Genomic DNA, 12304 nt, shown 5'->3' on the forward strand with positions numbered 1-12304 from the left:
TTCCAGCCCGACCCAGCTTCAATCGCGCTCGAGCCGGTAGTTGACCGAGCCCCGGGTTTCCAGCGTGCTCGATTCGATCTCGACATCGAAGCCCTTGCGCAGCAGGTACTTGAGCGTCAGCACCTGGCCGGTGCCGAGCAGGGAGACGCCGAAGCCGACGTACAGCCGGGGCGAGAGCTGCTTGCCGATGCCGAGCACGCTGCCACCGAGCGCGCGCGATTCCGAGACGCCGGCGTTGTCGAGTCCAAGTTGTGCGCCGAGCTGTCCCGCGAGCATGCTGCCGCCGGCGGTGAGCGCCGCCGATGCCGCATCCAGTTGCCGGCCTTCGGCGTTCGACAGGTTCGACAGCGGACGGCCCAGCGCGAGGTAGGAAAGCGCCTGCGAGTCGTCGGTGGCCGGATCGGTCCACACCTGCACCTCCGGGGCGGATGCGCGCCCGGTCACGCTGATGCCGGCGGTGATGTCCTGCGCTTCGATCTCGCGTTCGGCGCGGATGTCGAGCAGCGGGTCCGATACCGGTCCGTTGAAGCTCAGCCGCCCGCGCGTCACCTGCAGCTTCTGGCCGTAGGCGGTGTAACGACCGCCGACCTCGAGCGTGCCGCTGCCGGTCATCTCGCGCCCGGGCTGCGCACGCACGCGCATGCTGCCGCCGAGGGTTCCGTCGAGGCCGAAACCGCGCAGCCGCACGTCGTCGCCCATCGCCAGGGTCAGGTCCAGCAGCAGCGGCGATGCGCCGGTGTCTTCCGGGTCCACCGGATCGAGCACCACCACATCGGGAGAGACCGACACGCCCTGGTCCAGCCGTTCCAGGTCGAGCATCGCGCTGGTGACGGTCACCGTGCCGGACACCGACAGCGGCTGCCTCGCGGCATAGCGCAGCTCGATGTCGGGATCGGCGACGATGCGCAGGTCGCGCGTGTCCGACAGCAGCACGTCCTCGCCGGTGAGGTTCAGCAGCAGGGGTGCGCTGGCGTCGCGCCAGTTGAGGCCGCCCTCGATGGCGAGCACGCCTTCGCCGGAGCGCACGCTGCCGGTGATGCGCGCGCTGCCGCCGGGCTGCGCCAGCAGGCGCAGGTCGCCCTGCTCGAGGACGATGCCCAGCGAGGGCAGCTCGGTGCTGAACCCGCTCAACCGCGCCTGTCCGCCCAGCGCCGGTTGCGAACGGATGCCGCCGAGCTCGATGTTGGCTTCGAGGCGACCGGTGGGTTCGACGATGTCCTGCGAAAACAGTTCCAGCCAGGTCAGCTCGTCGGTGTCGGCGACGATTTCGCCCGACAGCGGCGAGGTCGCGTCCCAGCCGGTTTCGACGCGCGCACGGACATGGCCGTCCTCGTTGAACACGGTGGCCAGCGTCGCCTCGATGCGCGCGGGCGTGAAATCGGCATCGAGCCGCAGGTCGCGATACGCCAGCAGATCGCGGCGCGAGCGTTCGCTGTTGCGCAGGCCGCCCTCGGCCGAGCGCACGCCGAGCTTGCCCTGCCAAGCCTGCCCGGCGGGCCGCAGCTGGCCTTCCAGGTCGATCTCGCCGCGCAGCACCCACGGGCGCCCGCCGTCGCGCTCGGGCAGGTAGGGCGTCGCGAGCGCCAGCGGCAATTGCGTTCCGTTGAAGCTCAGGCCGCGACGCGGCCAGTCGGCCTCGGCGCACAGCGAGCCGCCGCCGGATGCGGCGAAGCAGCTGCGCGAGAGCGACCAGTTGCCGCCATTCTGCGCGTAACGCGCCGGCGCCTGCAGCCGCCAGGCCGCGCCGCGTGTCGGCACCAGCTGCAGCGTGGACAGTTCGCCGCTCCAGTTCTCGCCACGCCTGCGCGCGCTGCCCTGGAGCGCGAGCGAACCCAGCGCCTCGCTGCGCGCCTGCGCATCGAACTGCAGGTCCTCGACCGCGCCGCCCGCCTCGATGCGCACCGCGTCGAGCGCGATGCCGGCCTCGACGCCGCTGCCTTCGAGCACCAGCGTGCCGCCCCCGCGCGCCCACGGCAGCCGTCCCTGCGCGCGCAGGGACGCCGCGGCGTATCCGCCCCAGCGCAGGCCGCTGCCGGTGAGATCGGCCTCGATGTCCGGCGCGTTGCGTGGCCCGCGGGCCTGCAACGTGCCACGCAGGGTACCGGCGGCATCGGGCAGGAGGTCGGCCAGATCGAGCGGGCTCAGGCGCGCGTCGAGTTCGAGCGTGTCGCGCAGGAATCCGCTGCCCTCGACGCGGCTGCCGCCGAGCGTCAGCGCGGCCTCGCCGGCGTAGTCGATGCGGGTCTGGCCGGTCGCCGGGCCCTGCATCGCGAACGAGGCCTCGCCACCGAGCCGGCGGCCACGCAGGCGGCCGCCCAGGTCGCGCGCCTGGACGTCGACATCCAGCCCGCCGTCGTCGCGCGTGGCGCCGGTGCTGGCGAGCCTGCCGTCGACCGCGCCGTTCCAGCCCGGTGCGAAGTAGCCAGGATCGAAGCCGGCCAGGGTCGCCTCGATCTGCCAGCCCGGCGCCGGCGCCCATGCGACCTCGCCCGTGGCGTCGAGCGTGCCGGTGGGCATGCTCGCGCGCAGCGTCTCGAGCGCGATCTTCTCCAGGTCGCCGCGGCCCCTGAAGTCGACCGTGGCCTCGAGCCCGTCGCGCGCGATCGTCGCCTTGCCGGTGGCGGCCCAGTCGTCGCTGCGTCCGGCGATGCCGAAGTCGGCGTCGACGCCGATGACCGGCGCCGGCGTGGCGGGCTCGGGGTCGGCGGCCTGCGGGTCGCCACCGAAGCGCAAGCCGCGTGCGTTGACAGCGAGCTGGAAGCTGCCCGCGCTCGGCTCGCGGAAATCGCCGTGGCCACTGGCGGTGATGCGGCCTTCGAAGATGTCGACCACCAGCGGCTGCACGTCCAGCACCTGGTCCTCGAGCTTCACCTTCGACGGCTGCAGCACCGCGTGCAACGTGCCCCGGGTGAACTCGCCCTGCAGGTCGGCCGCACCGCCGTCGCCGTCGGCGGCGAGCGAGAACGCGATCGGTGTGCCCGGCGCGCCGCTGCCCGAGAGCAGGCCGGGGTCGAGCGCGTCCGAATCCGCGCGCAGCGTCCAGCGCTTGCCGCGCAGGGTGAGGTTCGCGCGCAGCGGGTCGGGCACGTGGCCGACGATGGCGACGTCCATCGCGTCGAGGTCGCCGCGCGCGACCAGGCCGACGCGCGGCCGCGGGCGTGGGAACGGCGCCGGCAGCAGGGCGCTGGCGGTGAGGTCGGTGCGGTAATGGTCGTCGGGCGCGTAACTGCCGTCGGCGGCGAAGCGGCCGCGGTCGCTGTCGACGACCAGGTCGCGGACGATCAGCTCGCCCTGGCGTGCGTCGAGGCCGCCGCGGATCGTGGCGATGTCGATCACCGGTGCGCCGGCGCGGGTGACGCGCAGCCCGTCGACCCGGATCGCGTCGGACTCCAGCGACAGCGGCAGGTCGATGCGCGGCAGCACTTCAGGCCAGGTCGGCATCTCGAACGGCGTGTCGCTGCGCGGCAGGTCGAGGGTGGCGGCTTCCACGTCCATCGCGTCCAGGCGCAGGCGTTTGCCGATGAGCGGGGTGATCTCCGGATCGAGCACGACGCGCCTGGCGGTGAAGGTCAGCACCGTTGGATCGGCACACTGTCCGTAGGGCACCGGCTCGCCGTCGACATCGGGACAGCTGCGTTGCACGTAGCGCACGTCGTGCACGATCAGCGGGCCCGAGGCCGGTCCCTCCGCGCCCGACCAGGTCAGTTCGGTCCCGTCGGGCAGGGCGGCGGCGATGCGTGCGAGCAGGAAGTCGCGACCGCCGAACGTCGACAGCAGCCAGTACAGCAGGGCCGCGGCGAGCAGCATCAGCGCGCCCGTCCCGATCGCGCTGCGGATCGCCAGCACGCGCATGCGCTTGCGCCTGCGTTCGCGCAACTCGGCGATGCGCGCCTCGCGCTCCTCGGGCGGGATGTCGTCGGGCAGTCGTGGCCTGCGGCGTAAGGCCATCTCAGAACTCCGCGCCGATGCTGAGGCCGAGGGTGAACGGCGAGTCGGGATCGTCGAGGCCGCGCGCGATGTCGATCTTCAGCGGCCCCACCGGCGAGCGCCAGCGCGCGCCGATGCCGATGCCGGTGTGCCAGTCGGGCGAGGTGCCGTCGAATGCGCTGCCGGCGTCGAGGAATACCGCCGCGCCCCAGGCCCCGCGGAAATAGTGTTCGAACTCGACGCTCGCGGTGACCACGTTCTTCGCGCCGATCGCGTAGCGGCCCTCCTCGGTGTCGATGCGCGGGCCGACCTCGCGCCATTCGTAGCCGCGGATGCTGCGGTCCCCGCCGGCATAGAAACGCAGGCTCGGTGGCAGGTCGACCAGCGCGTCGGTCCAGGTGTAACCCGCCTCGCCGCGGACGATCAGGCGGCTGTTCTCGCCGATGCCCTTGAAGGTCGACGCGCGGGCATGCAACTGCGCGAAATTGGCGTCGGAGCCGGCGCCCTCCACGCCGCTGCGCAGGGTCAGCGAGCCCCCGATGCCGCTGCGCGGGAAGATGCGGTCGTCGACGTTGATGTAGTCGGCACGCAACGAGGGGAAGGTGAAGGTGGCGTAGCGGTATTCCGGCTCCGTCAGGACGCCGTTGTCGGCGACCTGGTAGAGCCAGCGCTCGCGCAGTGCGTGGATCGACGCCACCAGGTTGATGTGCTCGTTGAACTGGCCACTCCGGCTGGCGACGAACTCGACTTTGCGGGTGTCGATGTAATCGGTCTGCTCGTCGTAGGCCTGCGCGCTGATCGTGTACCAGCCGTCGCGCCAGGCGAAGGCGGGGATGCGGTACTGCAGGGTGAGCGTCTTGCGCTTCTGCGCATAGTCCAGCTGCGCCAGCGCCTTGTGGCCGCGCATGTTGACGTAGCGGCGTTCCACGCCCAGGCGCACGCCGGCGCCGCTGTCGGTGCCGTAGCTCAGGCCGGCGGTGTAGACGCTGCGCTTGGCCGGGGTGAGCTTGACCGTCACCGGTACGCGCTTGTCCACCGCGTTTGCGGGATCGGGCGTGATCTCGATGTTGCCGAAGTAATCGAGCCGGGTGAGCGAGGTGCGCAGCCGGTCGAGGCGGCCCTGATGGTAGTACTCGCCCTCTTCCCAGTAGACCAGGTTCTGCAGCAGGTCGTCGCGGATGATGGTGCGCTCCTGCTCGAAGAGGGTCGGGCCCATGTCGTAGCGGTCGCCGCTGGTCCAGACCAGCTCGATGTCCGCCGCGTGCTCGGCGCGCGTCACCTCGACCCGGCGCGAGGAGAAGTCCGCGTCGAAGTAGCCGCGCTCGGTCAGGCGGCGGCTGATGCGGATCTTGCTGGCCTCGTAGTCGGCATGGCTGAATGTGGCGCCGGGCGAGGGGATGAAGTCTTCGACGTCGGCCTGCAGGTAGCGGTCGCTGCCGCCCTCGCCGAGGATCGCGATGTCCGAGTTGCGCACCCGCACCGGCTCGCCCGGATCGACCCGGATCGTCACCGAGACGCTGCCGTTGGCGCGGCTGCGCTCGACCTCGATCGTCGGCGAATAGAAACCGAACGGCTCCAGCGCCTCGCGCGTTTCGTTCTCGGCCTCGCGCACCAGGTAGCCCATCCGCCGGCCGCTGAGGTCCTGGCCCATCGCCTCGACCAGCGACAGCGAGACGCGCACGTTCTGCGTCATCTCCTCGTCCAGGCCGAGGATCTCGACCGTGCCGACCTCGACCGCCCGTGCCGCGCCGGCCGCGAACAGACACAGCGCGACGATGGCGAGGATGCGGTGGGGGAGGCGCATCGACGAAGGATACCGGAGCCCGGTCAAGGCCCGATTAACGGGCGTCGTCCCTGCGACGGGGTCGTCGCCGGCCTTCGTCCCGGCGCGCCGGAGCCCTGTCGTGGCACGTCGGGATGGAGCGCATCGCCGTTCGTGCGCGTCGACTCAGGCGGACAGGTGCTCGATCGCGGCGACGCTGCCGAGGCGGTCGGCGAGGCGCTTGAGCAGGGCGAGGCGGTTGCGGCGCAGGTCCGCGTCCTCGACGTTGACCATCACCGCCTCGAAGAACGCATCGACCCGCGGCCGCAGCCGGGCCAAGTGGGCGAGCGCGTCGACGTAGTCGCCCTTCGCCAGCGCGTGGCCGGTCTCGGCGTACACGGCTTCCACCGCCTCGGCCAGCGCGAGTTCGGCGGGCTCCTGAAGCAGCGCCTTGTCCTCGATCGCGGGGATCTCCTCGTCCGCCTTGCGCAGGATGTTGAGGATGCGCTTGTTGGCCGCCGCCAGCGCCTCGGCCTCCGGCAGCTGGGCGAAGATGCCGATGGCGTCGATGCGGCGGTCGAGATCGTAGAGCGAGACGATCCGCCCCGTAGGAGCGCCTTCAGGCGCGACCGCCGGTCCCGCCTCCACGCCGAAGCGCGCGGCCACGGCAGTGAAGTGCGTGGCCGGCACACCCTTGTCGGCGTAGTACCCGCGCAGGCGGTCGAGGATGAAGTCGCAGATTTCCTTGCTGTGCGAACTGAGGTCAGGAATAGTGAATCGGCGCGTCCCGATGTTCGCGCTCTCGGGAGGTAGCTCCTCGGCCACGATGCCAGTCGTAGCCAGATGATTCTTAATCAAGCCAGCTTCAATCGGAGCGTGATTGATCACTGCGTTGTACGCGCGGTTCAACGCGTCTTTAGTGAGTTCCTGTGCATTGAGATCAAACCCACTCTCGATCACCGTCCGCGCCAACCCCAGCGCATTGCGCCGCAACGCGAACGGATCCTTGTTGCCGGTCGGCTTCAGTCCCGAGGCGAACCCGCCCGCCAGCGTATCGAGCCGCTCCGCGATCGCCAGCACCTTGCCCAGCGCCGAGAGCGCGATGTCGTCGGCCGCAAAGCGCGGTTGCCAGCCCTCGTCGAGGGCGTTGGCCACGGCCACCCGATCCTCGTGCGACAGGTCGGCCAGCGAGGCGTCCTGCATCGCGTAGTGGCGGCCGGCGACGCCCTGCAGTTCGGGGAACTCGTTGACCAGCCGCGACTGCAGGTCGGCCTTCGACAGCAGCGCCGCGCGCCGGGCCAGCGCGGCGTCCACCCTGACCCGGGGCGCGATGGCTTCCGCCAGCGCCGCCACGCGCGCGACCTTGTCGGCCACCGTACCCAGCTTCGCCTGGTAGGTCACGCTCGCCAGGCCCGCGTTCATCGAATCCAGGCCCTGCTTCATGTCCTCGACGAAGAAGAACTTCGCATCGGCGAAGCGCGGGCGGATCACGCGCTCGTAGCCCTTGCGGATCTCCGAATCGTCCTTCGGTTCGATGTTGGCGATGCCGATGAAGCGCGAGGTCAGCCTTCCGGCGTCGTCGAGCACCGGGAAGAACTTCTGGTTGGCCTCCATCGTCGCCATCAGCGCTTCCTGCGGCACCGCGAGGAACTCCTCCTCGAACGCGCAGGACACCGCCTTCGGCCACTCGACCAGGCACACCACCTGCTGCAGGTTGTCGGCATCGATACGCGCCGAACCGCCGGCCGCCTTCGCCGCCGCCTCCACTTCGGCGACGATGCGCGCGCGCCGCTCCTGCGCATCCACCAGCACCTTCGCCCCGCGCAGCGCCTCGACGTAGTCGTCCGGCGTGGAAATCCAGACCTGCTTGTCGTGCAGGAAACGGTGGCCGCGGCTCATGCGGTCGGCCTGGATGCCGAACACTTCGCCCTCGACCACGTCCCTGCCCAGCAGCATCACCAGCCAGTGGACCGGCCGCGCGAAGGCGAAATCGTGGCCGCCCCAGCGCATCGGCTTGGGGATCGGCATGCCGGCGATGGCCTCGCGCAGGATCTCCGGCAGCAGCCTGGCGGTCTGCGCGCCGGGCGTCACCGCGCGATGCACGAAGCGCTCGCCCTTGGCGTCGGTGGCGCGTTCGAGCGCGGTCCACTCGACGCCGGCCTTCGCCGCGAAGCCCAGCAGCGCCTTCGTCGGCTGGCCGTCGGCGTCGAGCGCGATGTTCACGTAAGGGCCGAAGACTTCCGAGGCCTGCGGCGGCTGCTCGATCGCCACACCCGGCAACAGCACCGCCAGCCGCCGCGGCGTGTACAGCGGTTCCGCCGTGCCACGCTCGACCGCGATGCCGCGCTTCTCCAGCGCCGCGAGCACGCCGTCGAACAGCGCCTGCGCCAGGCCGGGCAGTGCCTTGACCGGCAGTTCCTCGGTGCCCAGTTCGATCAGGAGGGGACGTTGTTCGCTCATTCCGGAACCTTGTGCGTGATACCCCCTCTCCCGCCAGCGGGAGAGGGTCGGGGTGAGGGCGGGGGGCGCATGCCCTCATCCGCCCTTCGGGCACCCCCGCCTTCGCGGGGGCAAGCTCTTCTCCCGCTTGCGGAAGAAGGAACGTCAGGCGGCGATCTTCTTCAACCCGGGGAAGCCGAGCTTCTCGCGCTGTGCGTGGTACGCCTCGGCCACCGCCTGCGACAGCTTGCGCACGCGCAGGATGTAGCGCTGGCGTTCGGTGACCGAGATCGCGCGGCGCGCATCGAGCAGGTTGAAGCTGTGGCTGGCCTTGCAGACCTGGTCGTAGGCCGGCAGCGGGAGCCCGAGTTCCACCAGCTTCAATGCCTCGGCCTCGCAGGCATCGAAGCGGTGGAACAGTTCGGCGACGTCGGCATGCTCGAAGTTGTAGGCGCTCTGCTCGCGCTCGTTCTGCAGGAACACGTCGCCGTAGGTCACCGCGCCCTGCGGCCCGACCGTCCACACCAGGTCGTAGACGTCGTCGCAGTTCTGCAGGTACATGCACAGCCGCTCGAGGCCGTAGGTGATCTCGCCCAGCACCGGCTTGCATTCCAGCCCGCCGGCCTGCTGGAAATAGGTGAACTGGGTGACTTCCATGCCGTTGAGCCAGACCTCCCAGCCCAGGCCCCAGGCACCGAGCGTCGGCGATTCCCAGTTGTCCTCGACCAGGCGCAGGTCGTGCAGCTGCGGGTCGATGCCCAGTTCCTTCAGCGAGCCGAAGTACAGCTCGACGATGTTGTCCGGGTTGGGCTTCATCGCCACCTGGTACTGGTAGTAATGCTGCAGGCGGTTGGGGTTCTCGCCGTAGCGGCCGTCGGTGGGGCGGCGCGAGGGCTGCACATAGGCCGCGTTCCACGGCTCGGGCCCGAGCGCGCGCAGGAAGGTGGCGGGATGGAAGGTGCCGGCGCCGACCTCGAGGTCCAGCGGCTGGATCAGCACGCACCCCTGCGCCGCCCAGTACGCGTTGAGGCGGGTGATCAGTTCCTGGAACGTGGGGCCGGTCATCTGGGCGTCGGATCCGGGCTTTCGCGGGCGCGCTAGTATAGCGGCGGACCTCGCAGCGGCCGGGCTTTCCGGCACGGAGCCATGTTGAACGAACCGCTCGCCACGCGCCCCGTCCCGCCAACCGCGCGCCTGCCTCCGGGCAAGCTGGCGCTGGAGGCGGTGATCGCGGCGCTGCTCGCCGACGGCATGCTCGCCCCGAAGGATGCCGAGCATGCCCGCGCCAGCGCGCGCCATGTGCGCGGGCTCGATGCGGTGCACCCGCTGGTGCTGCTGGCCAACCTCAAGCTGCCTTCGGCGCAGCGGCCGGGCAGCGAGCTGGGGCTGGAAACGCTGACCGAGTGGCTGGCGCGGGCCAGCGGCAAACCCTACCTGCGCATCGATCCGACCAAGATCAAGGTCGCCGAGGTCACCGAGCTGGTGTCCCACGCCTACGCGCGGCGCCACCGCATCCTGCCGGTGGAGGTCACGCCCGACCGCGCCCGCATCGCCACCAGCGAGCCGATGGCGCTGGACTGGCTGGCGGACGTGCAGCGCCTGCTGCGGCGCGAGATCGAGATGGTGGTCGCCAACCCGCTCGATCTTCACCGCTACACCATGGAGTTCTACGGGGTCACGCGCTCGGTGCGCGGCGCCCAGGCCGACGGCGGCGGCGAGAAATCGTCGCAGGCGCCGAGCTTCGAGCAACTGGTCGAACTCGGCCGCGCCGGCGACGTCAACGCCGACGACCACCACATCGTCAACATCGTCGACTGGCTGCTGCAGTACGCCTACGAGCAGCGCGCCTCCGACATCCACCTCGAGCCGCGTCGCGACGTGGGCCGGGTGCGCTTCCGCATCGACGGCGTGCTGCACAAGGTGTTCGAGATGCCGCCGCCGGTGATGACCGCGGTGGTCTCGCGCATCAAGGTGCTCGGGCGCATGGACCTGGCCGAGCGCCGGCGGCCGCAGGACGGCCGCATCAAGACCCGCTCGCCCGGCGGGCGCGAGGTGGAGATGCGCCTGTCGACCATGCCCACCGCGTTCGGCGAGAAGTGCGTGATGCGCATCTTCGACCCGGATACCGCGTTCAAGAGCATCGAGCAGCTCGGCTTCGACCAGGACGAGGCGGAGACTTGGCACGAGCTCACCAACCGGCCGCACGGCATCGTGCTGGTCACCGGGCCCACCGGCTCGGGCAAGACCACCACCCTGTACTCCACCCTCAAGCGCCTGGCCACCAGCGACGTCAACGTGTGCACGGTGGAGGACCCGATCGAGATGATCGCGGTCGAACTCAACCAGATGCAGGTGCACCACCAGATCGACCTGACCTTCGCCCAGGGCGTGCGCACCCTGCTGCGCCAGGACCCCGACATCATCATGATCGGCGAGATCCGCGACCTCGACACCGCGCAGATGGCGGTGCAGGCCTCGCTCACCGGCCACCTCGTGCTGTCCACGCTGCACACCAACGACGCGCCCTCGGCGATCACCCGCCTGCTCGACCTCGGCCTGCCGCACTACCTGATCGCCTCGACCCTCAACGGCATCCTCGCCCAGCGCCTGCTGCGCACGCTGTGCCCGCACTGCAAGGCGCCGAAGAAGCTCAGCCCTGAAGCCTGGCACGCGCTGCTGCCCGGCCCGCACGCGCCGCCGGTGCCGACCACGGTGAACGGCCCGGTCGGCTGCCTGGAATGCCGCAATACCGGCTACCTCGGCCGCGTCGGCATCTACGAACTGATGCCGGTCACCCCGCTGCTGCGGGCGCTGATCCGCCCGGACATGGAACTGGCCGCGTTCACCCGCGCCGCGATCGGCGAAGGCCTGCGCACCCTGCGCATGGCCGGCGCGGAAAAGGTGGCCCAGGGCGTGACCACGGTGGAGGAAGTGCTGACGGTGCTGCCGCCGCAGGAGTGAGTGCTGCATGCCGCGGCGGGTGAGGGTGTGTGCCGAACTCCGGGAGCAGCGGGAACCGGGCGGTGGACGGGCGCCGCCCGCGGGGCCGTGCGCACGGTAGGCGGACCGCGTCGCAGACGCGATGCAGTAGCATGTCGCCATCGTGGCGGGTGCCACTTCGAAGTCGGAACGGATAGCGATGTCGACACGGGCGATGGGGCCGGGCTACGGCTGGTCGTGGCTGGCGCGGGCGGTCAACCTCGGGCGCAACAACCCGAAGGCGGTGATCGGCGCGATCGCGCTGGTGGCGCTGGTGGCGCTGGTGCCGAGCGTCGTGCAGTTGGTGGCGCCGTCGCTGTTCGGCACCGGACCGGATGCGCTGCTGACCGTGATGGGCCTGACCACGCTCGCCTCGATGATCGTGTTCCCGCTGCTGATCGGCGGCGTGCTGCGCGTGATCGACGCCGCCGAACACGGCCGGCCGGTGGGTGCGGTCGCGGTGTTCGGCGCATTCCAGACGGGCGGCGACGCGTTGCGCCTGATCGGTTTCGGACTGTTGATGACTGCGCTCTACCTGCTGGTCTTCGGCACCATCATCGGCACCTTCGGCCAGGGCCTGCCGGAGTGGTACATGCAGCTGATGCAGCTGAGCATGGAGTCGGGCGGCAAGCCGGTGCAGCCGGACGACATCCCCGCGCCTCCTTCGGGCCTGGGCATGGTGATGGCGCTCGGGTTGCTGTTCGGCCTGTTCCTCGGCGGCGCCTACGCGATCGGCTTCGGCCAGGTCGCGCTGGGCGGGCGCGGGGTGCTGGCGGCGATCGGCGATGGCCTCACCGGTTCGCTGAAGAACCTGCTGCCGATCGTGGTGATGGCGGTGCTGTCGATCGTGGCGCTGTTCGCGCTGATCCTGGTGGTGGTGCTGGTCGGCGGCCTGCTGGCGCTGGTCGGCGGCCTGGTGCACCCGGTGCTGGCGATGCTGCTGGTGGCGCCGGTCTACCTGGGCATGATCATGCTGATGTACGTGGTGATGTTCGGCGTGATGTACCACATGTGGCGCGACATCTGCGCCGAGCCGGTGGCGCCGCCACCGCTGCCGGACAACCAGGTCGAACTCTGAACCCGTCCCCGGAACCGTAGGAGCGCCTTCAGGCGCGACCCGTTGCGGGCGTCTCGTGCGCTGGTTCCGTCGATCCGTGTTCGCGCCTTCAGGCGCGATCCATTACAGGCGCTGCGCGG

Annotated in this window: 6 protein-coding genes; 2 read left to right on the top strand and 4 right to left on the bottom strand. The window is 70.5% G+C overall.

What is annotated here, in order from left to right; translation table 11 throughout:
- Positions 1–18 precede the first annotated feature (18 nt).
- The 4 genes from JMO03_RS12285 to glyQ form a co-directional block, all read right to left on the bottom strand.
- Positions 19–3948 carry a translocation/assembly module TamB domain-containing protein gene (locus JMO03_RS12285; protein WP_202843703.1) on the bottom strand — a complete coding sequence of 1310 codons (3930 nt, stop codon included), beginning with the start codon at positions 3946–3948 and terminating at the stop codon, positions 19–21.
- A 1-nt stretch (position 3949) separates the two neighbouring features.
- Positions 3950–5731, bottom strand: coding sequence for an autotransporter assembly complex protein TamA (locus JMO03_RS12290; protein WP_202843704.1), 1782 nt, complete (start codon positions 5729–5731; stop codon positions 3950–3952).
- A gap of 144 nt (positions 5732–5875) precedes the next feature.
- Positions 5876–8149 carry a glycine--tRNA ligase subunit beta gene (gene glyS, locus JMO03_RS12295; RefSeq protein WP_202843705.1) on the bottom strand — a complete coding sequence of 758 codons (2274 nt, stop codon included), beginning with the start codon at positions 8147–8149 and terminating at the stop codon, positions 5876–5878.
- 144 nt (positions 8150–8293) lie between these two features.
- Positions 8294–9193 (bottom strand): glycine--tRNA ligase subunit alpha, encoded by a 900-nt coding sequence (gene glyQ / locus JMO03_RS12300; RefSeq protein ID WP_202843706.1) that lies wholly within the window; start codon positions 9191–9193, stop codon positions 8294–8296.
- A gap of 81 nt (positions 9194–9274) precedes the next feature.
- Between glyQ and tfpB the strand changes: the two genes are divergently transcribed.
- Together tfpB and JMO03_RS12310 are read left to right on the top strand one after the other, a co-directional pair.
- Entirely contained in the window at positions 9275–11089 is a 1815-nt protein-coding gene (gene tfpB / locus JMO03_RS12305; RefSeq protein ID WP_202843708.1) for a type IV pilus assembly ATPase TfpB, read from the top strand.
- A gap of 178 nt (positions 11090–11267) precedes the next feature.
- Entirely contained in the window at positions 11268–12185 is a 918-nt protein-coding gene (locus JMO03_RS12310) for a hypothetical protein (RefSeq protein ID WP_202843710.1), read from the top strand.
- Positions 12186–12304 lie beyond the last annotated feature (119 nt).

The sequence above is a fragment of the Luteimonas saliphila genome (assembly GCF_016774335.1).
In the GTDB taxonomy this organism is placed as follows: domain Bacteria; phylum Pseudomonadota; class Gammaproteobacteria; order Xanthomonadales; family Xanthomonadaceae; genus Luteimonas; species Luteimonas saliphila.

Excerpts from the sequence above, each read along its gene's own strand:
- JMO03_RS12290 (WP_202843704.1), bottom strand. The coding sequence starts at position 5,731 with ATGCGCCTCCCCCACCGCATCCTCGCCATCGTCGCGCTGTGTCTGTTC.
- JMO03_RS12285 (WP_202843703.1), bottom strand. The coding sequence starts at position 3,948 with ATGGCCTTACGCCGCAGGCCACGACTGCCCGACGACATCCCGCCCGAG.
- tfpB (WP_202843708.1), top strand. The coding sequence starts at position 9,275 with ATGTTGAACGAACCGCTCGCCACGCGCCCCGTCCCGCCAACCGCGCGC.
- glyQ (WP_202843706.1), bottom strand. The coding sequence starts at position 9,193 with ATGACCGGCCCCACGTTCCAGGAACTGATCACCCGCCTCAACGCGTAC.
- JMO03_RS12310 (WP_202843710.1), top strand. The coding sequence starts at position 11,268 with ATGTCGACACGGGCGATGGGGCCGGGCTACGGCTGGTCGTGGCTGGCG.
- glyS (WP_202843705.1), bottom strand. The coding sequence starts at position 8,149 with ATGAGCGAACAACGTCCCCTCCTGATCGAACTGGGCACCGAGGAACTG.